General features: G+C 69.3%; 23 protein-coding genes. 13 read left to right on the top strand and 10 right to left on the bottom strand.

Features of this window, described 5'->3' with window-relative positions; translation table 11 throughout:
- Window positions 1–20 precede the first annotated feature (20 nt).
- The 4 genes from ybeY to era are packed head-to-tail and all read left to right on the top strand — an operon-like array spanning window position 21 to window position 3,225.
- The gene (gene ybeY, locus BQ8420_RS29695; protein WP_087103580.1) at window positions 21–518 is read left to right on the top strand and encodes an rRNA maturation RNase YbeY; all 498 of its coding nucleotides are present in this window, start codon (window positions 21–23) and stop codon (window positions 516–518) included.
- The gene (locus tag BQ8420_RS29690; RefSeq protein ID WP_087103578.1) at window positions 515–1,906 is read left to right on the top strand and encodes a hemolysin family protein; all 1,392 of its coding nucleotides are present in this window, start codon (window positions 515–517) and stop codon (window positions 1,904–1,906) included. Before ybeY ends, BQ8420_RS29690 begins: the two co-directional genes overlap by 4 nt.
- Window positions 1,903–2,247 (top strand): cytidine deaminase, encoded by a 345-nt coding sequence (locus BQ8420_RS29685; protein ID WP_087103576.1) that lies wholly within the window; start codon window positions 1,903–1,905, stop codon window positions 2,245–2,247. The genes BQ8420_RS29690 and BQ8420_RS29685 overlap by 4 nt, the downstream gene beginning before the upstream one ends.
- A 9-nt stretch (window positions 2,248–2,256) precedes the next feature.
- A complete protein-coding gene (gene era / locus BQ8420_RS29680; protein ID WP_087103574.1) occupies window positions 2,257–3,225 on the top strand; it encodes a GTPase Era in 969 nt (322 codons plus the stop codon).
- Window positions 3,226–3,288: 63 nt separating this feature from the next.
- Here the strand turns inward: era and BQ8420_RS29675 are convergent, their stop codons facing one another.
- Window positions 3,289–4,071 carry an IclR family transcriptional regulator gene (locus BQ8420_RS29675; RefSeq protein WP_087103572.1) on the bottom strand — a complete coding sequence of 261 codons (783 nt, stop codon included), beginning with the start codon at window positions 4,069–4,071 and terminating at the stop codon, window positions 3,289–3,291.
- A 244-nt stretch (window positions 4,072–4,315) separates the two neighbouring features.
- Between BQ8420_RS29675 and BQ8420_RS29670 the strand changes: the two genes are divergently transcribed.
- Window positions 4,316–5,593 (top strand): DUF6986 family protein, encoded by a 1,278-nt coding sequence (locus BQ8420_RS29670; protein ID WP_087103570.1) that lies wholly within the window; start codon window positions 4,316–4,318, stop codon window positions 5,591–5,593.
- A 2-nt stretch (window positions 5,594–5,595) separates the two neighbouring features.
- Window positions 5,596–6,942: an allantoinase AllB gene (allB, locus tag BQ8420_RS29665; RefSeq protein WP_087103568.1), complete on the top strand. Its 1,347-nt coding sequence runs from the start codon at window positions 5,596–5,598 to the stop codon at window positions 6,940–6,942.
- 71 nt (window positions 6,943–7,013) lie between these two features.
- Here the strand turns inward: allB and alc are convergent, their stop codons facing one another.
- From alc to uraD, 6 genes are all read right to left on the bottom strand, one after another.
- Window positions 7,014–8,141 (bottom strand): allantoicase, encoded by a 1,128-nt coding sequence (alc, locus tag BQ8420_RS29660; RefSeq protein WP_087103566.1) that lies wholly within the window; start codon window positions 8,139–8,141, stop codon window positions 7,014–7,016.
- 87 nt (window positions 8,142–8,228) lie between these two features.
- Entirely contained in the window at window positions 8,229–9,167 is a 939-nt protein-coding gene (locus tag BQ8420_RS29655; protein WP_087103564.1) for a LysR family transcriptional regulator, read from the bottom strand.
- 86 nt (window positions 9,168–9,253) lie between these two features.
- On the bottom strand, window positions 9,254–10,756 hold the full coding sequence (locus BQ8420_RS29650; protein ID WP_087103561.1) for a nucleobase:cation symporter-2 family protein: 1,503 nt from the start codon (window positions 10,754–10,756) through the stop codon (window positions 9,254–9,256).
- Window positions 10,757–11,014: 258 nt separating this feature from the next.
- The gene (gene pucL / locus BQ8420_RS29645; protein ID WP_087103669.1) at window positions 11,015–11,911 is read right to left on the bottom strand and encodes a factor-independent urate hydroxylase; all 897 of its coding nucleotides are present in this window, start codon (window positions 11,909–11,911) and stop codon (window positions 11,015–11,017) included.
- A 181-nt stretch (window positions 11,912–12,092) separates the two neighbouring features.
- Complete coding sequence (gene uraH, locus BQ8420_RS29640; protein WP_087103559.1) at window positions 12,093–12,437, bottom strand: hydroxyisourate hydrolase; 345 nt, start codon at window positions 12,435–12,437, stop codon at window positions 12,093–12,095.
- The gene (gene uraD / locus BQ8420_RS29635) at window positions 12,434–12,988 is read right to left on the bottom strand and encodes a 2-oxo-4-hydroxy-4-carboxy-5-ureidoimidazoline decarboxylase (RefSeq protein ID WP_087103556.1); all 555 of its coding nucleotides are present in this window, start codon (window positions 12,986–12,988) and stop codon (window positions 12,434–12,436) included. Before uraD ends, uraH begins: the two co-directional genes overlap by 4 nt.
- 352 nt (window positions 12,989–13,340) lie before the next feature.
- Between uraD and BQ8420_RS29630 the strand changes: the two genes are divergently transcribed.
- From BQ8420_RS29630 to BQ8420_RS29615, 4 genes are all read left to right on the top strand, one after another.
- The gene (locus BQ8420_RS29630; RefSeq protein ID WP_087103554.1) at window positions 13,341–14,138 is read left to right on the top strand and encodes a hydroxypyruvate isomerase family protein; all 798 of its coding nucleotides are present in this window, start codon (window positions 13,341–13,343) and stop codon (window positions 14,136–14,138) included.
- A complete protein-coding gene (locus BQ8420_RS29625) occupies window positions 14,135–15,058 on the top strand; it encodes a 2-hydroxy-3-oxopropionate reductase (RefSeq protein WP_394335831.1) in 924 nt (307 codons plus the stop codon). The genes BQ8420_RS29630 and BQ8420_RS29625 overlap by 4 nt, the downstream gene beginning before the upstream one ends.
- Before the next feature lie 128 nt (window positions 15,059–15,186).
- Window positions 15,187–16,902, top strand: a complete 1,716-nt coding sequence (gcl, locus tag BQ8420_RS29620; RefSeq protein WP_087103550.1) for a glyoxylate carboligase — start codon at window positions 15,187–15,189, stop codon at window positions 16,900–16,902.
- 186 nt (window positions 16,903–17,088) lie between these two features.
- Window positions 17,089–18,387 (top strand): amidohydrolase family protein, encoded by a 1,299-nt coding sequence (locus BQ8420_RS29615; RefSeq protein WP_087103548.1) that lies wholly within the window; start codon window positions 17,089–17,091, stop codon window positions 18,385–18,387.
- 51 nt (window positions 18,388–18,438) lie between these two features.
- Here BQ8420_RS29615 and BQ8420_RS29610 read toward each other — a convergent pair whose 3' ends face one another.
- The 3 genes from BQ8420_RS29610 to BQ8420_RS29600 all read right to left on the bottom strand — a co-directional run bounded on the left by BQ8420_RS29610 (window position 18,439) and on the right by BQ8420_RS29600 (window position 21,781).
- The gene (locus BQ8420_RS29610; protein WP_087103546.1) at window positions 18,439–19,713 is read right to left on the bottom strand and encodes a M14 family metallopeptidase; all 1,275 of its coding nucleotides are present in this window, start codon (window positions 19,711–19,713) and stop codon (window positions 18,439–18,441) included.
- Window positions 19,714–19,930: 217 nt separating this feature from the next.
- Window positions 19,931–20,413, bottom strand: a complete 483-nt coding sequence (locus BQ8420_RS29605; RefSeq protein WP_087103544.1) for a hypothetical protein — start codon at window positions 20,411–20,413, stop codon at window positions 19,931–19,933.
- Between the two features lie 18 nt (window positions 20,414–20,431).
- On the bottom strand, window positions 20,432–21,781 hold the full coding sequence (locus BQ8420_RS29600; protein WP_235006563.1) for a hypothetical protein: 1,350 nt from the start codon (window positions 21,779–21,781) through the stop codon (window positions 20,432–20,434).
- 291 nt (window positions 21,782–22,072) lie between these two features.
- On the opposite strand from BQ8420_RS29600, the gene BQ8420_RS29595 reads away from it, so the two are divergent.
- The 3 genes from BQ8420_RS29595 (at window position 22,073) to leuA (ending at window position 25,810) form a co-directional block, all read left to right on the top strand.
- Window positions 22,073–23,134, top strand: a complete 1,062-nt coding sequence (locus BQ8420_RS29595; RefSeq protein ID WP_160049493.1) for a protein-L-isoaspartate(D-aspartate) O-methyltransferase — start codon at window positions 22,073–22,075, stop codon at window positions 23,132–23,134.
- 65 nt (window positions 23,135–23,199) lie between these two features.
- Entirely contained in the window at window positions 23,200–23,673 is a 474-nt protein-coding gene (locus tag BQ8420_RS29590) for a hypothetical protein (RefSeq protein WP_087103538.1), read from the top strand.
- Between the two features lie 436 nt (window positions 23,674–24,109).
- Window positions 24,110–25,810, top strand: a complete 1,701-nt coding sequence (gene leuA, locus BQ8420_RS29585; RefSeq protein WP_087103536.1) for a 2-isopropylmalate synthase — start codon at window positions 24,110–24,112, stop codon at window positions 25,808–25,810.
- The last annotated feature ends 57 nt before the right edge of the window (window positions 25,811–25,867 follow it).

Raw genomic sequence — 25,867 nt, 5'->3', positions numbered from 1 at the left:
AGTGAGGCACCGACAATCCGATGAGTATCGACGTCGCCAACGAGTCCGGCGTCTCCACCATGGACGAGGAGAGGCTTTCCCGCCTCGCCCGGCACGTGCTCGACGCCATGCGCGTCCACCCGTTGGCCGAGCTTTCCGTCGTGCTGGTGGACGAAGGGACGATGACCGACCTGCACGTGCGCTGGATGGACGAACCCGGTCCCACGGACGTTCTCTCGTTCCCCATGGACGAGCTGCGTCCCGGTGGACCCGGCCGCACCAGCGACCTCGGGGTGCTCGGTGACGTGATCATCTGCCCGCAGGTCGCCGAACGCCAGGGCGAGGAGGCCGGGCACGGCACCCAGGCCGAGATCGACCTGCTGTGCACCCACGGCATCCTGCACCTGCTCGGCTACGACCACGCCGATCCCGACGAGCACAAGGAGATGTTCGGGCTCCAGGGCGAGATCCTCGCCTCCTGGAGTGAGCGCGAAGCCGCGCGGAAGGCCGAACTCGAAGGGGACGAGACCGCCCGATGAGCGCGATCTGGCCGGACCTGGCCCCGGTGAGCACCGGGGAACCCTGGGAATGGGCGCTGGCCCTGCTCGTGGCGTTGGTGCTGATCGCGATGGCCGGGTTCCTGGTGGCCGCCGAGGTCGCCGTCACCCGAGTGATGGCGGTCGGCCTGGAGGCGACCTACGGTGAACGCGCCGTCAAGGCGAGCCCCGCTTGGGAGCGGGTGGCCGCGGAGCCCACCGCGCACCTCAACATGCTGCTGTTCCTGCGTGTGGTGTGCGAGGTGTGCGCCGTCCTGGCCGCCGGCGTGGGCATGGTGTTCCTGCTGGGAATCGGGTGGCCCGCGCTCGTCCTGACCGCCGTCGCGATGATCGTGGTGGAGTGCGTCCTGATCGCCGTCACCCCGCGCATCCTCGGTCGCCAGTTCGCCGGTCCCGTCGCCCGGGTCAGCGCCGCGGTCATCCACCCGGCGCAGGTCGTTCTGGGCCCCCTGGCCCGACTGCTGGTCGGGGCGGGCCGAGCGCTCACCCCGCGCGGTAAGGGCGACCGCGAGGGGCCCTTCAGCACCGAGACCGAACTGCGGCAGTTGGTGGACCTGGCCGAACGAGGGGAGGTCATCGACGCCGAGGAACGGCAGATGATCCACTCCGTGTTCAAGCTCGACGACACCTCCGTGCGCGAGGTCATGGTGCCCCGGCCCGACATCGTCTTCACCGGGCGCGACGCCGACGCCGACGCGGTGCTCACCCTCGCGTTGGGCAGCGGATACTCGCGCATCCCGGTCACGGGTGAGGACGAGGACGACGTCGTGGGCATCCTCTACCTCAAGGACCTGGTGGAGCGGCTGCGCGACCGCTGGGCGGCGGCCGCGGGCGGCGCCGAGGACGTGCCGCTGACCGCGGGCGACGTCATGCGCCAGGCCACCTACGTCCCCGACACCAAGCCGATCGACGAACTGCTGCGCGAGATGCAGAAGCAGCGCAACCACGTGGCGGTGGCCATCGACGAGTACGGCGGGACCGCCGGTCTGGTCACCATCGAGGACATCGTGGAGGAGATCGTCGGGGAGATCACCGACGAGTACGACCACGAGATCGCGCCGGTGGAGCGTCTGGACGAGTCCCGAGTCCGGGTGACCGCGCGCCTTCCACTGGGCGAGCTCGCCGAAGTCTTCCCCGAACTCGACCTGGAGGTGTCCGACGTGGAGACCGTGGGCGGACTCGTCGCGTTCGTGCTGGGTCGGGTCCCCGCCGGAGGGGCCCAGGCCGAATACGCTGGACTCAGGCTCACCCTGGAGGGCAAGAGCAGCCGCCGCAACCGGATGACGACCGTCCTGGTGGAACGGTTGCCGGAGGAGGACTCCGAACCCGAGCGGGGCAAGGAAGAGAACGTAAGGAGCACGGACCAGTGACGGACACGACGGGGCTCGGCCCCGAGGACGCCAAGCTCATCACGCTCGCGCGCGCCTCCCGGGCACGCAACGCGACCGCCGAGGGCGCCGCGGTGCGCGATGAGACGGGCCGCACGTACGCGGCCACCACGGTGTCGTTGCGCTCGCTGCGCCTGTCCGCGCTCCAGGCCGCCGTGGCCGCGGCGGTCTCCAGCGAGGCCTCCGCCTTGGAGGCGGCGGTAATCGTCACCGAGGCCGAGGAATTGACCGAGGACGACCGCGCGGTGGCGGACGACCTGAAGACCCAGGTGTTGGTGATCGCGGCCCCCGACGGGGTGCCCGCGAGCATCACCCGGCGCTGAGAAGGACTGATGAAGGACCTCGACCTCGAAAAACTCCGCGTTCCGCTGGAGATGCCCTCTTATCCGGAGGGTTTCCGTAGCGGCTTCGCGTGTTTTGTGGGCCGCCCGAACGTCGGCAAGTCCACCTTGATGAACGCGCTGGTCGGGCAGAAGGTGGCGATCACCAGCAGCCGTCCCCAGACCACGAGGCGGACGGTGCGCGGGATCGTGCACCGCCCCGACGCACAGTTGATCATCGTGGACACACCAGGTCTGCACAAACCCCGCACCCTGTTGGGGGAGCGGCTGGACTCGCTGGTGCGGTCCACGCTGGTCGAGGTGGACGTGATCGTGTTCTGTCTGCCGGCCAACGAGCCGATCGGTCGCGGCGACACCTACATCGCCAAGGAGTTGGCCGCGCAGCGCAACACCCCGGTGGTGGCGGTGGTGACCAAGGCCGACCTGGTCGACAAGAACACGCTCGGCGAGCACCTGATGGCGGTGAACGAGCTGGGCGACTGGGCCGACATCGTGCCGGTGTCCGGTCGGAGCGGCTACCAGCTGGAGACCGCCGCCGACGTGCTCTGCTCGCACCTGCCGGAGGGGCCGCCGCTGTACCCCGATGGCGACCTCACCGACGAACCCGACGAGATGCTCGTGGCCGAACTGGTGCGCGAGGCCTCTTTGGAGGGCGTGCGCGACGAACTGCCGCACTCCATCGCGGTGGTCGTGGACGAGATGTTCGAGCGCGAGAACACCAAGCCCGGTAAGGAACTGGTGGACATCTACGCGTCCTTGTACGTGGAGCGGTCCAGCCAGAAGGCGATCGTGATCGGGTCCAAGGGCACGCGGCTACGGGACGTGGGTTCGCGGGCCCGTAAGCAGATCGAGGGTCTGCTGGGCCGGCGGGTCTTCCTGGACCTGCGGGTGCGCGTGGCCAAGGACTGGCAGCGCGACCCCAAACAGCTGCGCAAGCTGGGCTTCGACCAACAGACGTAGCCTGCCGCGAGCATGACGAGGGGCCCTGACCACTTTCGGTCAGGGCCCCTCGTCATGGACGGTTCAGGCCTGATTGTTGAGGTCGGTGGCCAGAAGGGTGGCGGAGCTTCGCACGATGGGGGCGGCGCGGTCGACGAAGTCCCAGCTCACGCGGGCTTCGGGGCCGGAGATGGAGACCGCCATGCCGGACGGGGCGTCCTTGACGGGGACGGCCACGCAGCGCACACCGATCTCCTGTTCTCCGTCGTCGATGGCGTAGCCGTTCTCGCGGATGCGGTGGAGTTCGGCCAGGAAGGCGTCCGGGTCGGTGATGGTGCGCTCGGTGGCGGCCGGCATGCCGGTGCGGCGCACGGTGGCCAGTGCGTCCTCGTCGCTCAGCTGGGACAGCAAGGCCTTGCCGACACCGGCGGAGTGCGGCAGGACGCGGCGGCCCACCTCGGTGAACATGCGCATCGCGTGTGGTGAGGGGACCTGTGCCACGTAGATGACCTTGTCGCCGTCGAGCATGGCGAGGTTGGCGGTCTCGCCGAGGTCCTCCACGAGCTGTGCCAGGTGGGGACGGGCCCAGGTACCGAGCATCTGGGCGGCCTTGTCGCCGAGTCCGATCAGGCGGGGGCCCAGCGCGTATCGGCGCGAGGGCAGTTGGCGGACGTAGCCGTTGCCGACCAGCGTGCGGATGATGCGGTGGATGGTGGGCAGGGGAAGGCCGGAGGAGTCGGCGAGTTGACTCAGGGAGGCCTCGCCGCCCGCCTCGGCCATGATCTCCAACAGGGAGAAGGCACGGTCGAGGGACTGTACGCCACCGGAGCGGCGGGCCGTCTCCGCGGCGGGGCGGGGTTGGTCCATGTGGGGGGTCTGTGAGGCTGACAAGGGTCGTGCTCCCATGCTGAGGGCCGCTACGGTCACGCTCTCATTCTGCAATACGAAAGCTGCTTTTCGCTCTTGGTCGCTCAGAGAAGGCCGGCGCGGTGGCTTTTCGCCGCCCGCCGGCCCTTGTTCTTCCGAATAGCAAAAGTTAGTATCCGCATGTAGAAAACTTACCCGGCCTTCGAGTGGAGGCCGGTGACGCAGACGGAGGAGGACACCCCACGTGGCGAGTGACACCCCACCCGGCCCGAGCGGCCTGGCCACCGAACTCGACACCCGACTCGCCGAGGCCGACGCCCGCCTGGAGCGCGAGTACCCGGGCGACCAGGGCGGCCGCCAGCCGGTCCACAGTGTCTACGTCCCCGCCGACAAGGTCGGGGCGGGTCTGGCCGCCGACTGGGGGGCCAAGGCCCTGGCCGCTCTCGACGAGTTCGCCCCGAAGGCCGCCGACCTGGCCGCCGCCACCGGCATCGGTGAGGCCGCCGTCGCCGACGCCCTGCCCCGGGTCCGCGACAAGCTCGCCCGCGAACCCATCGAGGACCTGCGCGCCGACTTCGAGGACGGCTACGGCAGCCCCGGAGAGGAAGCCGAGGACCGGGACGTGCTCAGGGTCGCCCGCGCCTTCGCGTCCGACCTGGCGAAGGGGGAGGCCACGCCCTACTTCGGCATCCGGATGAAGGGCATGGAAGCCGCCGGCCGACACCGCGGGGTGCGCACCCTGGGCATGTTCCTGGGCACTCTCCTGGAGGAGCACGGCTCCCTGCCGGACAACCTCGTGCTCACCCTGCCCAAGATCACCTCGGTGGAGCAGGTCGAGGCGATGGTCTGGCTGAGCGAACGCCTGGAGCGGAACCTCGACCTGGCGGAGGGACGGATCCGCTTCGAGTTGCAGATCGAGACCCCCCAATCGATCCTGCTGCCCGACGGCACCGTCGCGGTCTCTCGGATGATCCAGGCCGGACAGGGCCGCGTCACCGCCCTGCACTACGGCACCTACGACTACAGCGCGGCCTGCGGGATCACCGCGGCGCACCAGAGCCTGGCCCACCCCGTGGCCGACCACGCCAAGTCCGTGATGCAGGTGGCCGCCGCGGGCACCGGGGTGTGGCTCTCCGACGGGGGCAGCAACATCATGCCCACCGGCACCCCCGAAGAGGTCCACTCCGCGTGGCGATTGCACGCCGGGCTGGTGCGGCGCTCCCTGGAGCGCGGCTACTACCAGGGCTGGGACCTGCACCCCCACCAGCTGCCCATCCGTTTCCTGGCCACCTACGCGTTCTACCGGGAGGCCTTCGCCCCCGCGGCCGCACGCCTTCAGGCCTACCTCGGCCACGCCGGCGGTAACGTCATGGACGAACCCGCCACCGCCCAGGCCCTGGCCGCCGTCCTGGCCCGTGGCCTGCGCTGCGGGGCGTTGGAGGAGACCGAGGTCGTCGACGCCTGCGGTACCGACGCCGCCGGCATCGAGGCCCTCGCCACCCGCCGGGTCGGACAGGAGTAGTCATGAGCGAACACGAACTCGTGGTGCGGGCCGACCGCGCCCTCACCCCCGAGGGGGAGCGTCCCGTCACCGTGGTGGTGGACGACGGACGCATCATCGACGTCCTCTCCGGAACCGACGTCGCCGTCGACGCCCGCCGTGAGCTGCGCCTGGCCGACGACGAGGTTCTACTGCCCGGGCTGGTCGACAGCCACGTGCACGTCAACGAGCCCGGACGCACCGAGTGGGAGGGCTTCGCGAGCGCCACCCGCGCCGCCGCCCTGGGCGGGGTGACCACCCTCGTGGACATGCCGCTCAACAGCGTGCCGCCCACGACCACCACCGACCACCTCAAGACGAAGAAGGCGGCCGCCGAGGGCAAGCTCGCCGTCGACGTGGGGTTCTGGGGCGGAGCCGTTCCCGAGAACACCGGCCCCGACACCATCGGCGCCCTCGCCGACCTGTGGGCGGAGGGGGTGTTCGGGTTCAAGTCGTTCCTGTCGCCCTCCGGGGTGGACGAGTTCGGGCACCTGGACCCCGAACACCTGGACACGGCGGCCGGCGCCATCCACGCCTTCGGTGGCCTGCTGATCGTGCACGCGGAGGACCCCACCGTGCTGGACTCGGCGCCCGCCGCGTCCGGACGCGAGTACGCGGACTTCCTGGCCTCGCGACCCGACGAAGCCGAGCACGCGGCGATCGCCCTGGTCGTCGACACCGCCCGCCGAACCGGGGTGCGGGCGCACGTGCTGCACCTGTCCAGTGCCTCCGTGCTGCCCCTGATCGCTCAGGCCAAGCAGGAGGGCGTGCCGCTCACTGTGGAGAGCTGCCCGCACTACCTGACCCTGGCCGCCGAGGAGATCCCGGCGGGGGACACCAGCTACAAGTGCTGCCCGCCCATCCGGGACTCCGCCAACCGCGACCTACTCTGGCGGGCCCTCCAGGACGGGCTGATCGACTGTGTGGTCAGCGACCACTCGCCCAGCACGCCGGACCTGAAGGAGCTGGACACCGGCGACTTCGGTACCGCCTGGGGCGGCGTCGCGGGGCTCCAGTTGGGTCTGTCGGCCATGTGGACCGAGGCCGCCGGTCGCGGGGTGCCCCTGGCCGACGTCGTGCGGTGGATGTCCGCCGGGCCCGCCCGCGTGGCGGGGGTCCGCGGCAAGGGCACGATCGCCGTGGGGAACCAGGCCGACCTGGCCGTGTTCGCCCCGGAGGAACCCTTCCGGGTGTCGGTGGGCGAGCTGGCCCACCGCAATCCGGTCAGCGCCTACGACGGCGCCGAACTCAAGGGCCGGGTACGCCGCACGCTGCTGCGCGGCGCCGAGGTCACGGCGGACAGCGTCGACGGGCACATGATCACCCGGTAGGACCGACCCGGAACAGCGGAGAGGGCCCCACCGAGACGGTGGGGCCCTCTCTGGCCGGAGGGGCCGAGCGGTCAGCCGCGGGTGGCCTTCCATTGGGACTCCAGGTCGGCCACACCGGTCTCGGTGAGGGAACCGAAGACGTGCAGGCGCGCCATGCCGCCGTCGGGGAACGCGTCGACGTGCACGTGGGTCACGGTCACCGGGGCATCCAGGACGAAGCGGTGCGGGCTGTCGGGCTCCAGACGGGTCCGGCCGACGATCTCGAACCAGGCGTCCGGGTCGGCGCCGTGGGCGTCACGGCCCTTGATGGTGATCCATCCGGCCGCGTTGCCCTTGAGGTAGGCGGTGTCCACCTCCAGGGCGCGCACGGTGGACTGGGCGGTCAGCCGGAAACGCACCCAGTCGTTGCCGGTGTCGCGGCGGCGCCGGTTCTCCCAGCCGTCGTCCATCTTGTGGGAACGGCCCGGCGCGATGATGTTCTCCGGCGGGGAGTAGAACCGGTCCGAGGCGTCCTCCACGGTGCCGCCGTTGAGCAGCGCCGCCACGTCGAACGCGCCCTGCGCGGCCAGCCAGGCGGGGTCGGCGACGGGCTCGCCGTACACGCGCAGCCGGGCCACACCACCGTCGGGGAACTGTTTGAGGCGCAGGTGGGTCCAGCGGCGGGTCGAGGTCACCTCGAAGCCGTTGGCGGCGTGCCCGTACACGGGGGTGCGGGGCACCAGCTCGGTCCAGTCGGCGGCCAGCAGCTCCTCGGTGGTGGGGGTGCCCTCCACCTGGGCGGCCTCCACGCTCACCTCGGTGGGGTGGTTGCCCCGGAAGTGCGCGGTGTCGATGTTCAGGGCGCGGACGACGCCGGGAAGGGCCAGGCGGACGAGCGCCCAGTCGTGGTCGTCGGCGGTGGGGTGCGGCTGTTCGGCGCTGACGCCGCGGCGGCGGCGGGTCTCCCAGCCGTCCATGACCTTGCCCTTGTGCCCGAAGGCATGCGGGTCGAACACGGCGGGTTCGGGCCGCAGGAGGTTCTCGCGCTGGGCGAAGAACTCGTCGTTGGCCGCGACCACGCCGCCGCCCAGGCGCCGATCGGCGAGGTCGACCATGCCGGCGAAGTCGAGCTTGGTCTTCTTGTAGTCGGCGTAGGGATCACCTCCGCCGTAGGGCCGGGCGTTGTAGTCACGAGGGTCGAAGGGCTGGGCCCCGCTCATGGTTCTCCTGGCACGTCGATTGGTGGGACGTTTCCAGATTGGCAGGAGAAACCGATAACTTCCAGCGAAAGTTTTTGATCTATACGTTCACTTGTACTGAATGGTTGTGCTGTGCAGGTCGGCCGCGACCTGGGTGAGGGCGCGCAGGGCGGCGTCGATCTGGGGACGCCGGCCCGAACCCGCGCGGACCGCCCACACCACGTGTCGGCGGGGCCGGTCCGAGCGCGGGGTCCGCAGCACCACCCCCGGAGCGTCGTCGGCCGCGGCCAGCCGCGGGACGAGCGCCACTCCCAACCCGGCCGCCACCATGTCGAGGATGGCCCGCCAGTCCGAGGCCACGTGCCCCTGCTCCGGCACGAAACCGGCCTGGGCGCAGGCGGCCACCGTGATGTCGCGCCAAGGGCCCGCCGCACCGTAGATCCACGGTTCGTCGGACAGGTCGCGCAGGTGCGGCGCGGGGGCGTCGGCCAACCGGTGCCCGGCGGGCAGCGCCACGTCCAGGGGGTCGGTCAGCAGCTCGCCCCGTTCGTAGCGTCCGTCCTGGTCACCGGGGATCTGGGCGGCCAGGGACAGGCCGATGTCGACCTCCCCGGCGGCCAGCAGTTCGTACACCTCGGCGGCCTCGGCCTGGTGCACTCGTGTGCGCAGGTGCGGGTGGGTGCGGCGCAGGGTGCTCAGCGCGGGCACCACCAGGGTCGGGATGGCGGTGGCGAACGCGCCCACGCGAACCCGCCCGGCCTCACCGCGGACGAACCCGTCCAGTTCGGCCTCGGCCCGCTCCAGCTGGGCCAGCACCACGTCGGCGTGGCGCAGCAGCACGTGGGCCGCGTCGGTCAGCCGGACGCGACGCCCGTGCGCCTCCAACAGCGCCACCCCCACCTGTCGGGACAGCGACGACAGTTGCTGGGAGACGCCGGAGGGCGTCATGGACAGTGCCTCGGCGGTCTCCCGGACGGTTCCGAGCTCGTGGAGGGTGCGGAGTACACGGAGCTTGCGCAGGTCCCAGTCGGTCACCCTCACAGGCATACCATTCACCTCCACTGAACGGAATCGGGGCGGGCGCACGATATTCGCGCACCCGCCCCGGACAGTCGTCGATCAGGCCGGTTCGATCAGGCCTTCTCGGTCGGGTCGGTCGACTCGTCGCGGTAGGCGAACCCGGCGTGGTGGGAGTACTTGGCCTCGCCCGGACCGGCGCTGCCGATGTCCTCCCGGTCGATCTCCGGGGGCTCGTCGCAGGGCGGTCGGCCGATCACGTTGAAGCAGATGTTCAACAGGATCGACATGATCGCCGCGCCGATGATGCCCGAGTGCGCGATCATCTCGACCGGCTCCGGGAGGAAGGAGTAGAAGGTCGGGTAGGCCAGCGGGATGATCGCCACGCCGATGGAGGTGGCCACCAGGATCAGGTTGAGGTTGTTGTTGAAGTCCACCTTGATCAGGGTCTTGACGCCGCTGGCGGCCACGGTGCCGAACAGGACCAGACCCGCGCCTCCCAGGACCGGGGTCGGCAGGGCGGCCATGACCCCGCCCAGGATCGGGAACATGCCCAGCAGCAGGAGGATGACCGCGCCGGTGGCCACCACGTAGCGGCTCCGGATACCGGTCAGGGCCAGCAGCCCGATGTTCTGCGCGAAGGAACTGGTGGGGGTGGTGTTGAAGATCGGGCCGATGATGGAGCCGCTCACGTCGGCGCGCAGACCGGCGGAGATGCGCTTGGCGTCGACCTTGGAACCGGTGATCTCACCGACCGCGATGATGTGCGAGGCGCCCTCGGTGAGCACGACCAGCATGATGACGCACATGGTGGCGATCGCGGTGATCTCGAACTCCGGGGCACCGAAGTAGAACACCGAGGTCGGGTTGAACACGATGTCCGCCTCACCGACCCGGCTGAAGTCGGCCATGCCGAGGGGGACGGCGATGAGGGTGCCGATGAGCAGACCGAAGAGGATGGACAGTCGTCCCCAGATGCCGGGGAGCACCCGGGAACCGACCAGGATGATCGCGAGGGTCACCCCGGCCAGGGCGAGGTTGGCCATGGGGGCGGCCGGAACCGTGGAGCCGTCGTCGAGGACGCGCGTGGCGTCGTCCATGATCCAGCCGGCCGCCACCGGCATGAGGCTGATGCCGATGACGGTGATGATCGTGCCGGTGACGATCGGGGGGAAGAAGCGGATGAGCTGACCGAAGAAGGGGGTCAGCAGGAGTGCGAACACACCGGCGGCCATGGACGCGCCGAGGGCGACGGGCAGGTTCTCCCCGTCCTGACCCGCGGCCAGGGTGGCGATGGCGCTGACGGGGACGAAGGAACAGGCCACCACGATCGGCATCTGCGCACCGACCTTGCGGTGGCCGACGGTTTGCAGGAGCGTGGCGATACCGGCCATCAGAAGCGCGCCGCTGACGAGGATTCCCATGGCGGCGGGGTCGTTCGCGAGCCCAGCGGCGGTTCCGATGACGAGTGCCGGTGCCACCGCACCGGCGTACATGGTGAGGATGTGCTGGAGCCCGTAGATGATGAGGAGTCGAAGGGGCAGCTTCTCGTCCTCCGGGCGATCGGGGGTCGTGGCGTTCGTTGTGGCCGAGTCCTTCGCGGACGGACTGTTCGACATGGCCAGTTTCCAGCCTTTGCGATCGGCGGTCGTGGAAGACCTGCGTTGCGGATCCGAAGGGATCCGGTGGTGTCGCTGCGACCCCGGCGGCCCGATTTCGGGCACGCCTGAGGCCGGTGGGGCCCACGGATCGGCGGGCCAGGCGAGGTGGTCCTCGGATGGGTGTCCTCGGGACGACGGGAGTACGCCGACGAGGGTCCGGGGCCCGGCCGCACATGCGGGCCCCGGAAGGTGGGGGGTCCTGTCGAGGTCGGAGCCCTAGATGAAGCCCGGTACGGCCTTCCAGGCGTCGCCCGCCTCGGGGGCGTCGTCACGCTCGACGGAGGCCTCGATCTTGCCGTAGGGACGATCGGCGGCGAAGAAGACCTCGTTGGGGTTGTCCAGGCCGAAGGGGGACAGGTCCACCAGGAAGTTGTGGTTGTTCGGCATGGAGAAGCGGATCTCGGCGATCTCCGGGTGGGCTTCGAGGACGGCCTGACCCATCGCGTACAGCGTCTGCTGCAGGGCGAGGCTGTGCGTCTCGGCGAAGGCCTCCAGGCACAGGGCGCGGACGGAGGCGTAGACCTTGTCGAAGTCGTGGTCGGTGCCGATGAAGCGCCAGCGGGCGGTGACGTCGGTGGCGAGGATCCGGTCGTCGGTCTCGGGCAGCGTCGTGTACCGCGTCTTGGGGTAGCTGTGGAACTCCGAGCCGGTGGACTTGAGGACGCTCAGTCCCTCGAAGCCGGAGACCACCCACTCCTTGTCGCCGTCCTTGTTGACGACGGTGGTGCGGGTCTCGGCGCCGCGGCGGGTGAACGCGTGGTCGTGCGGGCCGTTGGCGGTGGAGATGCGGTCCCAGGAGTACTCCTGGATCTCCTGCCGGGCGCCGTACACGTAGTCGTGCTCGTCCACGAAGTGGCGTGCGAGACGGAGGGCGAAGGTCTCGATCGCGCCGACGCCGCCCCACTCCCGGGCCTTGGCGTAGACGGTGTTCTTCTGGGTGTCGGTCGGCAGGCACTTGGCGTTGTCGCCGACCGTGTGGACTTCCTCCAGGTCTCCGCGGAGCTGGGAGGTGACGTTGACGTCCTTGATCCGGTGGACGGCGGTGTCGCGGTTGATGTGGACGAGGCGGACCTCGGCCTTGCCGTACTGGTTGTCTCCGAGCCTGATGCCCATCAGGGTGAACTCCATCCGTATGGATTCGTTTCATCGCTCGCGCCGGTGCGCGCTGTGCGTATGAGGGAGGACCGCTGTGGTCATGCGGAAGGACCTGTCACGCACTCGAAGAGTCGGGGGTGCCTATGCGGGGCCGGGATGTGTCCTGGCGCTTCTCCTGGGTCGAGGGTCCGGGGTGGTTCTAGGAACCCCGGTAGGTCGAGTAGGCGAACGGGCTGAGCAGGAGCGGCACGTGGTAGTGCGCGTCCTCGTCCGCGAGGTCGAACACGATGGCGACCTCGGGGTAGAAGCCCTTCTGCCCGGTCGCGGTGAAGTAGGACTCGGTGTCGAACACGACCCGGTAGTACCCGGCGTCGAGCTGATCCGGTCCGAGGTCGGGGACGCGCCCGTCGTCGTTGGTGCGACCCTCGGCCACCGGCTTCCAGGAGGTGCGCGCGCTGTCGGCGGCGGCCTCCAGGCGCACGGGCACGTTCCGGGCGGGTCGTCCCAACGCGGCGTCGAGGATGTGGGTGGTCACGTGGCTCATGCCGCCTCCAACAGTTTGACCAGGCGCAGCCCGGCGATCTTGCGCAGTTCGTCGCCGACCACGACGAGTTCGGACTCGGGATCGTTGTCCAGACGGGTGACCAGGTCCATGAGGAGCTCCCGGCTGGAGCGTCCGCTGGCGCAGACGAGGTAGATCTGCCCGAAGCGCCCCTCGTACTCACCCTGCGCGTGGGTGAAGATCCGCTGGACACGGGTGGAGGCGTCGTCGATGTCGGCGGCGAACGCGGATTGTTCCCCGCGTGACCAGGCCGCTTCGGTGTTCTCGCCCGAGGCCTTCTCCCCGATGCGCGGGTGGCGGGCCAGGGCGGTGGCGACCTCGGCGGAGGTGATCGCGCGCGCGTGCTCGTCGGCATGGGCGAGCAGGGTGGTGCGGTCGGTGAAGGGCGCCTCGGCGGCGACGGCCTCCACCCAGCGGTCGATGTCGAGGCACTGCGCGAGTTCGGTGCGCAGGTCCTCCTTCGACAGCCGGTTCAGGTGGGCCAGTCCCGGTTCGGGGGCCGCCCCCGAGGTGTCCGGGGTGGTCTCGGGCATGTGTTCTCCCTGGGTCCGGCCGGTAGCCCCGCGTGGGCGTGGGGTCCGAAAGCCCAGACCTTGGTTTCGTAGGGCAGATAGCTGATTCCGCATTACGGATTGAGGGGACTCTAATTGATGACAGTGTGACCTTGTCAACACTGGCAAGGGGTAATCCGCGAAAAAGTCCGGGTTCCGTGCCCTCGCGCGAAGAACTCGTGAAGTTGCTGTTCGCGGAGGGTGGGTCGGTTCTCAAGGTGGACTCGGGGCGGCGGAGTGGTTGACAAGGCTCAGTGGGTCGCTGCACACTCAAATCATTCCTTAAAGCGAAAAGTAGTTTCCGTAATGTGGAAGTAGCTTCTGGAGGCCGAACATGAGCCACACACTCGGGTACACGGTGAACTGCTCCCTGCTCTTCACCGAACTCCCCGTCGACGAACGCCCCCAGGCCGCCAGGGACGCGGGTTTCCACGCCGTCGAGTTCTGGTGGCCCTTCGAGACCGCCACCCCCGACCAGGCCGACGTCGACGCCTTCGTCACCGCCATCGACACCGCCGGCGTGCGCCTGACCGGACTCAACTTCTTCGCGGGACGGCTGCCCGGCCCCGACCGCGGCGTGCTCTCCCACCCCGACCGCGCCGCCGAGTTCCGCGCCAACATCGGCGTCGTCGCGCAGATCGCCGAACGTACGGGAGCCACCGGCTTCAACGCCCTCTACGGGCTGCGCCAGGACGGTGTCGACCCGGCCGAACAGGACCGCATCGCGCTGGAGAACACCCTCGCCGCGGCCGAAGGCGTCGCCGAGGTCGGCGGCACCGTACTCATCGAACCCCTCAGCGGGGCCGAGACCTACCCGCTCAAGACCGCGGCCGAAGGCCTGGCCTTCGTCGCCCGGGCGAAGGACGCGGGGGCCGACAACGTCGCCCTGCTCGCCGACTTCTTCCACCTCGCCGTCAACGGCGACGACGTCGCCGCCGTGGTGCGCGAGCACGCCGCCGCCTTCGGGCACATCCAGATCGCCGACGCCCCCGGCCGCGGTGAACCCGGCACCGGCGAACTCCCCATCGACGAACTCCTCACCGCGTCCCAGGCCGGCGGCTACCGGGGCCCGGTGGGCCTGGAGTACAAGCCCACCGTCCCCTCCGCCGAAAGCTTCGGCTGGCTTCGTTGAGCACCGCGCACACCGACAGACAAGGACCCGCCATGTCCGCCCAGAAGATCGCGTTCATCGGCCTCGGCATCATGGGCCTGCCGATGGCCGTCAACCTCGTCCGCGCCGGTCACACCGTCACCGGCTACAACCGCAGCCCGCAGCGCGTCGACGCCCTGGTCGGCGAGGGCGGCCTGCGCGGCGGCAGCGTCGCCGACGCGGTCTCCGACGCCGACGTCGTCATCACGATGGTCCCCGACTCCCCGGACGTCGAGGCCGTCCTGACCGGTGAGGGCGGCGTCTACGACCACGCCGGGCCCGGGACGCTCGTCATCGACATGAGCACCATCCGTCCCGACGTCGCCCGCGCCCTCGCCGCCACCGGCGCCGAGCGCGGCTTCCGGGTCCTGGACGCCCCGGTCAGCGGTGGTGAGGCCGGTGCCATCGAGTCCAAGCTCTCCATCATGGTCGGCGGTGCCCAGGAGGACTTCGACGCCGCCCGATCGATCTTCGACGTCCTCGGCAGCACCCCCGTCCTCGTCGGCCCCAGTGGTTCCGGCCAGACGGTCAAGGCCGCCAACCAGCTCATCGTCGCCGGCAACATTCAGCTCCTCGCCGAGGCCCTGGTGTTCTTGGAGGCGCACGGCGTGGAGACCGAGGCCGGCCTGGAGGTCCTGGGCGGCGGGCTCGCCGGCAGCACCGTTCTCCAGCGCAAGGGCAAGGGCATGCGCGAACGGAACTTCGATCCCGGCTTCCGGATCGCCCTGCACGACAAGGACATGCGCATCATCACCGACTCCGCGAGCGCCGCCGGTGTGGCGATCCCGCTCGGGTCGCAGGTCGCGCAGTACGTCGCCGCGCTCAAGAACCAGGGGCACGGCGGCCTCGACCACTCCGCGCTGCTCAAGCTCGTCGAGCAGCTCTCCGGACGCGACCGGTAGGAACTCGATTCTCCCGTAGGACACGGGGCGACGCCGTCGTCCCCGGGTGTTGGCCCACCCGGGACCGAAGCGATGGTGCCCCCACCCCTGGCACACACAGTCACCCCAGCACTGAAGGGTTCACTCCCATGGCGAAGATGCCCGCGATGAACGCGGTCGTGGAGATTCTCAAGGACGAGGGCGTCGATACCGCCTTCGGCTGCCCAGGCGCAGCGATCCTCCCGCTCTACAAGGCCCTCGAAGACGTCGGTGGCATCGAGCACCTGACCGTCCGCCACGAGGAGGGCGCCACCCACATGGCCGACGGATGGTCCCGCACCACCGGCAAGGTCGGCGTGGCCATCGGTACCTCCGGCCCGGCCGGCACCAACATGATCACCGGGCTGTACACCGCCATCGCGGACTCCGTCCCGATCGTGTGCATCACCGGTCAGCAGCGCACCGACCTGCTCGACAAGGAGGGGTTCCAGGCGGTCGACATCGTCGAGATCGCCAAGCCCGTCACCAAGTGGGCCGTGCAGATCAAGGAGGCGGCCACCGCCCCGTGGATCTTCCGCGAGGCGTTCCGAGTCGCCCAGGAGGGGCGCCCCGGACCGGTTCTGATCGACATTCCCCTGGACGTCGCGCAGAAGGTCATCGAGTACGACCCGGCCCTGGACAGCGCGCTCAAGATCAACACCGTCGAGCCGCACCTGCCGCGCGTGGAGAAGGCCTTGGACCTGCTGCTGGAGGCCGAGCGTCCGCTCATCCTCGCCGGTGGCGGCATCATCCTGGCCGAGGCGTCCGAGGACCTGCGCGAACTCGCCGAGTACCTCCAGGTCCCCGTGCAGGTCACCCTCATGGGCAAGGGCTCCTTCGACGAGGACTCACCGCTGTACTCGGGCATGACCGGTGTGCAGACCTCTCAGCGCTACGGCAACACGTCCTTCCTGGAGTCCGACCTGGTCCTGGCGGTGGGCGCGCGCTTCGCCGACCGCCACACCGGTCAGATCGACGTCTACCGGGGCGAGCGTAAGTTCATCCACGTCGACATCGCGGCCACCCAGATCGGCCGGGTCTTCGAACCCGACCTGGGCGTGGTCTCCGACGCCCGCCTATTCCTGCGCGAACTGCTGGACGCCGCCAAGCGTCGCCGGGCCAAGGCGCGGGTGGGGGAGTGGATCGCCCGCGTCGGCGACCTGAAGGACACCCTCACCCGCCGCGAGGACTTCGACAGTGTCCCGGTGAAGGCACCGCGCGTGTACAAGGAGATCAACGAGGTCTTCGACGCCGACACCTACTTCGTCACCGCCATCGGCCTCTACCAGATCTGGGGCGGCCAGCACCAGAAGGCGTACAAGCCGCGCCACTACCAGATCTGCGGCCAGGCCGGCCCGCTCGGCTGGGAGATCCCCGCGGCCATCGGCGTCAAGAAGGCGCTCAAGAACACCGAGCCCGACGCCGAGGTCGTCGGCATCGTCGGCGACTACGGCTTCCAGTACATGGTCGAGGAGTTGGCGGTCGCCGCCCAGTACGACGTGCCCTACGTGATCATCATGCTCAACAACGAGTACCTGGGCCTGATCCGCCAGGCGTCCATCCCGTTCGACATGAACTTCCAGGTGGACGTCCACTACGACGAGTACGGCACCGACAACGTCAAGCTCATGGAGGCCTACGGGTGCTCAGGGCGGCGCGTGTGGGAGCCGGGCGAGGTCCGCGACTCCCTGGAGTGGGCGCGCAAGGAGGCCAAAGCGACCTCGCGGCCGGTGCTGGTGGAGATCATGATCGAGCGCGAGGCCAACACCCCGCACGGTCCGGCCATCGACGCGGTCAAGGAGTTCGAGCCGCTGCCGGGCGCCTGACCGAAGAGACCGCCACGGGGCCGGACCTGCACCCGAGCCCCGTGGCCGGGCCCCTCCGAGACCGGCAGGAGGGGCCCTTCGTCACGCCCCGGACTCATCGCCGAATCCCCTCGTATGTACGACGATGTGCCCGGTCGAAGTGGGGTCGGAGGTTTTGGGGGGCGCGGCGGTGATCACAGGGGGGATGTGAACAACAACCCTGAGTCATCACATCTGGTCCTCAAGAACGTGCGCGTCTTCGACGGGGAGAACGACCGACTCGAACCCGGGCACGTGGTGGTGTGCGGAAGGCACATCGAACGGATCGTCCCTCACACGGACACGTTCGCCGAACCCGACGGCGCCCGGGTCATCGACTGCGCCGGTGAGGCGGGAGAGATCACCCGGGTGCTCATGCCCGGGCTCATCGACGCCCACACGCACCTGGCCGTGGCCGGTGTCTCCGCTCTCGAAGTGCTGACCGGCCCGGACGGGCTGGTGCACTGCAAGGCCCTCGTCGAGGCCCGACGCATGCTCATGCGCGGGTTCACCTCGGCGCGTGACATGGGCGGTCCCACCACGGCGATCAAGAACGTGATCGACTCCGGTGACTTCCCGGGCCCGCGTATCTATCCGAGCAACGCCGCGATCTCCCAGACCGCCGGGCACGGCGACTTCTCCGCCGTCTACGACGCGCCCACCGCCCTGGGCGGGCCTCTCTCCCGAGCGGACCAGGTGGGGATCATGCGGGTCGCGGACGGGACCGAACGGGTGCTCGCCGCCGTACGCGAACAGCTCAAGAAGGGGGCCAGTCAGGTCAAACTCATGGCCGGTGGTGGGGTCACCTCGGTCTATGACGACCTGGACGTGGTTCAGTTCACCCCGGAGGAGCTACGGGTGGCGGTCCGGGCCGCCGAGGACTGGGGAACCTACGTCGCCGTGCACGTGTTCACCACGGAGGGGATCAAGCGTGCCCTGGACGCGGGGGTCCGCTCCATCGAACACGGGCAGTTGGCGGACGAGGAGACGGTCGCCCTCATCGCGAGCAAGGGGGCGTGGCTGAGCACCCAGCCTTTCGCCGAGGGCGACCACACCTTCCCCGACCCGCGGTCCAAGGAGAAGGACGCCAGGGTCTGCCAAGGGGTGGACCACCTGTTCACCTGGGCTCGCGATCACGGCGCGCGGCTCGCCTTCGGCACGGACCTGCTCTTCGCCCCGGACGCGGGCGATCGACAATCACGGATGTTCGCCCGCCTGGACCGGTACATGTCACCGGTGGACGCCCTGCGCGTGGGCACCTCGGGCAACGCGGCCCTGCTGCGCATGTCCGGGAACCGCGACCCCTATGGTCAAGCCGAGCTGGGGGTGGTGCGGCCGGGCGCCTGGGCGGACCTGCTGGTGGTGGAGGGCGATCCCACCAAGGACCTTTCCCTGTTGGCCGATCCCGAGCGGAACCTGTCGGTCATCGTCAAGGACGGGCTGACGTATCGCAACCGCTTCGGGTAGATGAGAGGGCCCCGGTCCGAGTGGGCGGACCGGGGCCTTCACTGAGGCGGGTCAGCCGCAGTACGTCCCTTCCTGGTCGATGATGCGGTAGGGGCAGTCCGCGTAGTCGAGCAGGCGCAGTACCGCCTCCTCGTTGCGCGAGGTCTCACGCTCGATGACCGACGAGGGCGGGTAGAAACCACCGTCCGCGGGCGACTTCGGGTACATCTCGTAAGTGAAGTTGACGATGCCCTGGTCGGCCCACAACCAGTCGTTGATGGACCCGTCCGTGACGTACAGGTCGCTGGACTGTTGGGGCGTGTACCCGTTGGCCTCGGCCATGTACTCGCCCAGCGCCTCGTGGGTGTCGTACTCCTCCTGCGACATCGCGTCGTTGGTCTCGTCGTAGGTGTGCCCGAACGGCCAGAGGATGAGCTCGCTGTAGGTGTGGAAGTCGATGGCGCTGGTGATCTGCTGTTCGCCGTCCACCACGCGGCCGCGCACGAAGTCCGCGACGGCGGCCACCTCGACACCGGACTCGGCCGCGTCGCCCCGGTAGGTGATGCTCTCCGGGTCGCCGGAGGAACCGCCGCAGCAGCCCCAGTTGTAGGCCCAGTTGCGGTTCAGGTCGGTGCCGATGGCCGACGAACCCTCGCTGGGCTGGCGGTTCTTGCGCCAGTCCCGCCAGGTGTCGCCCGCCATGTCGTACTCGCTGCCGTCGGGGTTGACGTTCGGCAGGATCCAGATCTCCCGGCCGTCGACCAGATCGGTGATCCGGTCGTCCTCGCCGTACCCGTCCGTGAGCAGGCGCATCAGGTAGATCGCCATCTCCACGGTGAGGTGTTCGCGCGCGTGCTGGGAGTGGGTGAACAGCACCTCGGGCTGATCCTCGTCCACGGACACGTTGTCGCTGATCTTCACCGCGACCAGGTCCTGGCCCTCGTAGGACTGCCCGTAGACCTCCTGGGAGGCGAGGTCGGGGTGCTGGGCGACGACCTCGTCCACGACCTCCAGCAGTTCGGGGTAGGTGGTGTAACCCGGGTCCGGATTCGCGAAGGTCTCGGGGAGGTCGTAGGGCTCGGCGGCGTAACCGAGGGAGTCCAACTCGTCGACGTCCTCGGCCGATCCGGTGACCAGCAACGAGTCGTCGCCGACGTGGTCGATCGCCACACCGGTGGCCGCGATCTCGGAACGTTCCTCCGCGGTGCGCACGCCGTCGATCTCGTACAACCCGTAGGCGGGTTCGGCGGTGGCGCTTCCGGTGGCCAGCGTCCCCAGGAGGAGGGCGCCGGCGGCGACGGGGACGAGGGCTCTTCTGACAGGGGTTGCGGGGGAGGGGTACTCCACTGTGCCTCCATGAGCGGGGAGTGAGGCGATGGTTACTAGGCGGTATTGGAGATCGGACCACCGCAACTTGTCAATATGGCGAGTTTTTCGCGACCGAGGTGGCGAATCGTCTTGTTTGGCGCACTTGCCACGTGAAGCCCGCTTTTCCCGTCGACGCGCACGTGACGAGTGTGGCCGGATCCGGCCAACCGGAACCGGGTACCGCACCGCCCGACGCTCACCCGCGGCGGGCACCCTCCGGCCAGATCACCTCGACGGGCAGCCCCTGGCCCCGGGCCGCGTCCACCGCGTCGGCGGTTCCCCCGCGCCCGTCGGAGGGTCGCCCGTCCCAGACCGCGAAGAGGCGTTCCACGTCCGACAGCACCGCCTGGTTGGCGTCCTCGTAGGCGGCGCGACCGGCCTGCCTGTGGGGCATGTACCGCACCGACGACGCGCGGATGAGGAAGCCGTCGAAGTCCTCGCGGTCCTCCGGCTTCACCTTGTTCTCGCGGTAGTCCGCGGAGGGGAGCACGACCTCGACCCTGCCTCCCGCGCGCAGGACGGCCTCGGCGAACAGTCGGTCGGCGCCGCGCGCCAGGCAGGAGATGCCGACCAGCTCCCCGCCCCGATAGGGCGTCAGGGCCGCCCCGAGTGCCTTGGCGACCACCTCGCGGCCTTCCTCGGTCAGGTTGGAGTGCCCGGTGATTCCGATCCGTGTCATCCTGGCCCCTTTTGTCTTCTATGGCGTTGCCAGAAGGGTAAGGGGGAGTTCGTCACGGATCGCCGCCGTGTCCGGGTTCCGGTGCAGTGCCGACGACTCGACGTACCAATCGCGCAGGCGTCGGCGCACCCGTCCCGACGCCAGCCCCGGACCCGACCCCAACGCCGCGCGCACGGCACGCGCCGACTCCGTGCCCTCGCCCAGGACCGCGTACGTGCGACCCAGCCCGATCAGGTCGAGGGTCCTTCCCCTTCCCGTCCCACGTCGTTCCAGCGCGGACGAGATGTACTCGACCGACCTCAGCGCGAAGCGTTCGGACTCCGGCCGTTCCAGGGACCGCCCCAGGTCGCGGTAGCGCGCACCGACCACCCCGGCCAGTTCAGCCTCGTCGAACCCCGGCGACCACTCGGGGCCGGATCCCTCGTCCCGTGCCAGAAGATCCTCGGCCTGGACCACCGTGCGTTCGAACGACGCCGCGCGACCCATACGCGCGTACGACCATCCCTCGCGTGTGCGTAACAGGGCACGGACCGCGGGCGGAGCCCCCAGCGAGGCCGCCTGGTCCAGGGCCAGGCGCGTGATGTCGAGCGCGTCCTCGGGATGGTGCAGGTCCAACATCTGGCGCGCCATGTCGGCCAGCACACGGACCCCGAAGGACGAGTGCTCGGGGCCCGCGTACCGGACCGCCCGGAGGGAGAGCGTGTAATAGCGTTGCGCCATCCCGTGGTCGCCCGAGTCGAAGGACATCGACGCCACCACCCGTGCGAGTTCGGCCATCACCGCGAACAGCCGCCGCTGCACGTCGGACCGCTGCCGGTGCTCGACCAACTCGGAGACCTCGGAGAGCTGACCGATCACGGCCTTGCGTCGTGTCCCCATCCGCCACCGCTCGTCCCAATGGCGCAGGCACACGGTCGCCGCCTCGATCCGTTCCAGTTCCATCGCGCCGATGGTCGAGCCGCCCTTTCGAGTACCCCTCGGCCCTGGTGCGGACCACCGTTCCAGGAGTTCCGTCAGGGCGGCCCCGGCCAGCACCGTGCCGCCGATGGCGAATGCCTCTCTACGTTTCATCAGGTCCCTCAGAGTGTTGTCGGCCATCTCCCGCGCCATATCGGCGGAGGGGGACGAGTCGCTATCGCGCAATGAGGATTCTGTCCACGACGCCTCCATTTCATTCTCGGAATCCGAGGCGGCCAGCCCGAGAACCCTTCTGGCCTGCGAGGGCATGTCCAGACCGTCGGCCACGCGGAGCCAGGTGTCGAGAGCGGTGACCGCCCGCCGCCCGCACATGATCGCGCTCACGTGAGGCTGGGCCATGTCGATCGCCGAACCGATCGTCTGTTGGCTCGCCCCGGTGTGCTGTCGCACGAGCCCGAAGAGGGCACCCGCGTCCCTTCGTGCGAGGCAGCCACGAACGTCATTTCGATTCCAGAACGGGTTCGGCGGGAGTGCCCGGGGCGGGAGCTGCGATTTCGCCATACATATCACCGGTGTATATCTGCACAGGATTCCGTGCCGAAGAGAGAACGGGGTTTGCTCACCTTGTTCATCCTTACCCGGATTCGGGGGCCGGTTAATGGACCGAAGACCTTGATCGGAGGTGGCACCGTGATTCGGGCCCACAGAAGGATGGTCGATCGTCTCCGAGCGCAGGTGAGAGTGGGTTCCGACTGGGAGCGGATCTTCGCCGAGGTCCCGCGCCACCTGTTCCTTCCGGATCGCTTCGTCCCGGACGGTGGACAGGGCGAGGTCGATCGCTGGGACGACGAGGCCGTGTGGATGGAGGCCGCTTACGCCGACCAGGGGGTGATGGCCGGACGCCGACACGCCGTCGGTTCCGTCTGTTCGCCCTCCCGCGCGGCCGACCTGCTGATCCGTGCCGACCTCGCCCGCGGCATGGACGTCCTGGAGATCGGGACGGGGAGCGGTTACTGCTCCGCCCTGATGTGCGGATTCCTGGGCGAGGAGGCGGTGACATCGGTCGAGATCGACCCCGCCCGTGCGGAGCACGCGCGCGTCGACCTCCTGGGAGCGGGGCTGGCCCCCTCGGTGGCGGACGGCGACGGTGGGGACGGCTGCGCGATCCGAGCCCCCTTCGACCGGGTGATCTCATCGGTGCCGGTCGACCGGGTGCCCCGAGCGTGGATGGACCAGTGCCTGCCCGGAGGGCGGATCCTCACTCGCTGGGGCGGTTCCTTCTCCCACGATCTGGTGGCCGACCTGCGCGTGGGCGCCGACGGCCGTGCCCATGGTCGGTTCACCATCGCGCGCCCCTACGCTCCCGCGCTCGCGGGGGACCACGAGGCCGCCCTGATCTCCCGGTACGTGAGACCGGGCGAGGAGGAACGGTCCCACGCCTTCGACCTGGACGCCTGGGACCTCATGGACGAGGCGAGCGCGTTGTGCTGCGGTCTCGCGATGCCGGGGGTGCGTCGCATCGTACGGCCGGCCCTGTTGAGATCGGACCTGCGTGTGGCCCTCTACCTCATCGACCCCGAATCCGGCTCCTGGGCGCTGGGAGCGGTCGCGGCCCAGGCGCCGCGAGGGATCCTGGCCAGGCAACACGGTCCGCGCATGCTCTTCGAGGAGTGGGCCCGCGCCCACCTGGCGTGGAAGAGGGCGGGACGGCCGGGACTCGACCGCTTCGGGGTGACGGCCGGACGGACGGGGCAGACCATCTGGCTGGACGACGACCGCTCGGTATGGGCGGTGACCGAATGAGGAGATCCGAGGGCGGAGTCGGGTCGTGTGAGCGCGTCCGGCCCTCGCGAGCGCGTGGTTCACGGATGGCCTATCCGGGTTTTCCCAGTTCGCGCAGGTACCCGCAGGCCGTCGAGGTCTTGGCGAGGGCCCGGTTCGATACCGCGCGGGACCTGAGGAAGGTGCCGGGCGTCGACCTCGACAAGCAGGCGGCCGTCATCCTCTGCGCCAGCGAGATGCTCACGGTGACCATGAGACGGGCCTCGCGGGGTGGGCGCAGCGCGGACGTGGTGCGCGTGCTCTCCCTGGGGCGAAGCGGTGCCTCCCTCGTGCTGCGGCTCATCGTCACCGAGCGGCCGGTGGGGAGCGAGGTCGCGGCCATGCCGTGCCCGGGGGCGGACGAACCCGAGTCCGAAGGTCGGAACCTGGAGATGGTCGACCACCTCAGCGACGGGTGGGGCGCTCGCAGGCTTCGCTGGGAGTGGGGAGAACCGGTGATCGCGCTCTGGGCGGAGTTCGTGCTCCCACCGGTGACGGTGGCCCGAGGAGCGACGGGATGAGGATGTCCGTCGGCGGTACCGGCGCTGCGGCGGCTCGGGCTTACCGGCCGACCGAGGCCTCGGGTGTTGGCCGCACCCTGGGTCCCGCCGACGGACTCCGTATGACCCCCCTAGCACTGAAGGGTTCCCCTCCAGAGTAGCCCTCATCGGCTGTATCTTGAAGTCGAGGTACCCATTTTGAGCGATCATCTAATATCCGCGCGGGCCTCCCGGGTCGCCGCAGGTCACAGGGGTCACGTCTCAGTATGTGAGCAGAGAGTGTCGAAATTTCGCGACCGTCTGCTAGCGTGAAGATCGTTATGCTGCGCGAGCTGCTCCTCCTTAGTGGCCGCGGCGGGGATCGTTAAAAGGTCGGCCCCCTCGCCGCGGGACTTCGGCTTGCCCTGTCGGCCGTTACACCACGTGCCACTGATTTCTCCCGAGGAGCAACACCGTTATGGTGCCGCATCAGCAACCCAGTTCCATGCCGTTCGAGCGCTACCAGGCCTTCACGCCGGTGGACCTGCCGGACCGCACCTGGCCCACCAAGACCACCACCGAAGCCCCTCGTTGGCTGTCGACCGATCTGCGCGACGGCAACCAGGCGCTGATCGAGCCGATGGACTCCGCGCGCAAGCACGAGATCTTCCAGCTGCTGGTCAAGATGGGCTACAAGGAGATCGAGGTCGGCTTCCCCTCGGCCAGCCAGACCGACTTCGACTTCGTCCGGTCGCTGATCGAGGGCGACCTGATCCCCGACGACGTACAGATCTCCGTGCTGACCCAGGCCCGTGAGGACCTGATCGAGCGCACCGTGCAGAGCCTGATCGGAGCCAAGCGCTCCACCGTGCACCTGTACAACGCCACCGCGCCCACCTTCCGTCGCGTCGTCTTCAAGGTGGACAAGGAAGCGTGCAAGAACATCGCGGTCGAGGGCACCCGCCACGTGGTGCGCTTCGCCGAGCAGTACCTGGGCGAGACCGAGTACTTCGGCTACCAGTACTCGCCGGAGATCTTCATCGACACCGAACTGGACTTCGCCCTGGAGGTCTGTGAGGCCGTCATGGACGTCTGGAACCCCGGTCCGGGCCGCGAGATCATCCTGAACCTGCCCGCCACCGTCGAGCGCGCCACCCCCAACATCTACGCCGACCAGATCGAGTGGATGAGCCGCAACCTGTCCCGACGCGAGCACGTGGTCCTGTCCGTGCACCCGCACAACGACCGCGGCACCGGTGTGGCCTCCGCCGAGCTGGCCGTCATGGGCGGCGCCGACCGCGTCGAGGGCTGCTTGTTCGGCCACGGTGAGCGCACCGGCAACGTCTGCCTGGTCACCCTGGGCCTGAACCTGTTCAGCCAGGGCGTCGACCCCAAGATCGACTTCTCCGACATCGACGAGATCCGCCGCACGGTCGAGCACTGCACCCAGCTGCCCGTGGCCCCGCGCCACCCCTACGGCGGTGACCTGGTCTACACGGCCTTCTCCGGCTCCCACCAGGACGCCATCAAGAAGGGCTTCGACGACCTGAACAAGCGCGCCGCCGAGGCCGGGGTCCCCGTCGAGGAGTACCCCTGGGACGTGCCGTACCTGCCCATCGACCCCAAGGACGTGGGCCGCAACTACGAGGCGGTCATCCGGGTCAACAGCCAGTCCGGCAAGGGCGGCGTCTCCTACATCATGCAGCGGGACCACTCCCTGGACCTGCCGCGCCGGCTGCAGATCGAGTTCTCTCAGGTCATCCAGCAGTTCACCGATGTCGAGGGCGGCGAGTTCGTGGCCGATCGCATCTGGGAGATCTTCTCCAAGACCTACCTGGCCGAACAGGGCCCCGTCGCGGTCCTGGCCCACCGCTCCAGCACCGCCGAGGACGGCACCTACACGATCGAGGCGGACGCCCGCGTGCACGGCGAGATCCGTGAACTGAAGGGCACCGGCAACGGTCCCATCTCCGCGTTCGCCGACGCGCTGACCGACGTCGACGTCAAGGTGCGCGTCAACGACTACGTGGAGCACTCCATGGGCGAGGACGGCAACGCCCGCGCCGCCGCGTACGTGGAGGCCGAGATCGACGGCAGGGTCGTGTGGGGCGTGGGTATCCACAGCAGCATCACGACGGCCTCGCTGAAGGCCATGTGCAGCGCCATCGGCCGCGCCTGACCCGCGCCTGAACCCAACCTCTGGCACTGAACGGAACGGGGCTCGCGATGGCCATCG

Source organism: Nocardiopsis sp. JB363, assembly GCF_900143625.1.
Classification (GTDB): domain Bacteria; phylum Actinomycetota; class Actinomycetes; order Streptosporangiales; family Streptosporangiaceae; genus Nocardiopsis.
This window is presented reverse-complemented; position numbering and strand designations above follow the sequence as displayed.

Bases quoted from the DNA above. Each gene is read 5' to 3' on its own strand.
- uraH (WP_087103559.1), bottom strand. From the start codon at position 12,437: ATGAGCCACGTGACCACCCACATCCTCGACGCCGCGTTGGGACGACCC.
- era (WP_087103574.1), top strand. From the start codon at position 2,257: ATGAAGGACCTCGACCTCGAAAAACTCCGCGTTCCGCTGGAGATGCCC.
- gcl (WP_087103550.1), top strand. From the start codon at position 15,187: ATGGCGAAGATGCCCGCGATGAACGCGGTCGTGGAGATTCTCAAGGAC.
- BQ8420_RS29650 (WP_087103561.1), bottom strand. From the start codon at position 10,756: ATGTCGAACAGTCCGTCCGCGAAGGACTCGGCCACAACGAACGCCACG.
- uraD (WP_087103556.1), bottom strand. From the start codon at position 12,988: ATGCCCGAGACCACCCCGGACACCTCGGGGGCGGCCCCCGAACCGGGA.
- ybeY (WP_087103580.1), top strand. From the start codon at position 21: ATGAGTATCGACGTCGCCAACGAGTCCGGCGTCTCCACCATGGACGAG.
- BQ8420_RS29690 (WP_087103578.1), top strand. From the start codon at position 515: ATGAGCGCGATCTGGCCGGACCTGGCCCCGGTGAGCACCGGGGAACCC.
- BQ8420_RS29605 (WP_087103544.1), bottom strand. From the start codon at position 20,413: ATGACACGGATCGGAATCACCGGGCACTCCAACCTGACCGAGGAAGGC.
- BQ8420_RS29655 (WP_087103564.1), bottom strand. From the start codon at position 9,167: ATGCCTGTGAGGGTGACCGACTGGGACCTGCGCAAGCTCCGTGTACTC.
- BQ8420_RS29590 (WP_087103538.1), top strand. From the start codon at position 23,200: ATGGCCTATCCGGGTTTTCCCAGTTCGCGCAGGTACCCGCAGGCCGTC.
- BQ8420_RS29675 (WP_087103572.1), bottom strand. From the start codon at position 4,071: ATGGACCAACCCCGCCCCGCCGCGGAGACGGCCCGCCGCTCCGGTGGC.
- leuA (WP_087103536.1), top strand. From the start codon at position 24,110: ATGGTGCCGCATCAGCAACCCAGTTCCATGCCGTTCGAGCGCTACCAG.
- BQ8420_RS29630 (WP_087103554.1), top strand. From the start codon at position 13,341: ATGAGCCACACACTCGGGTACACGGTGAACTGCTCCCTGCTCTTCACC.
- pucL (WP_087103669.1), bottom strand. From the start codon at position 11,911: ATGGGCATCAGGCTCGGAGACAACCAGTACGGCAAGGCCGAGGTCCGC.
- alc (WP_087103566.1), bottom strand. From the start codon at position 8,141: ATGAGCGGGGCCCAGCCCTTCGACCCTCGTGACTACAACGCCCGGCCC.
- allB (WP_087103568.1), top strand. From the start codon at position 5,596: ATGAGCGAACACGAACTCGTGGTGCGGGCCGACCGCGCCCTCACCCCC.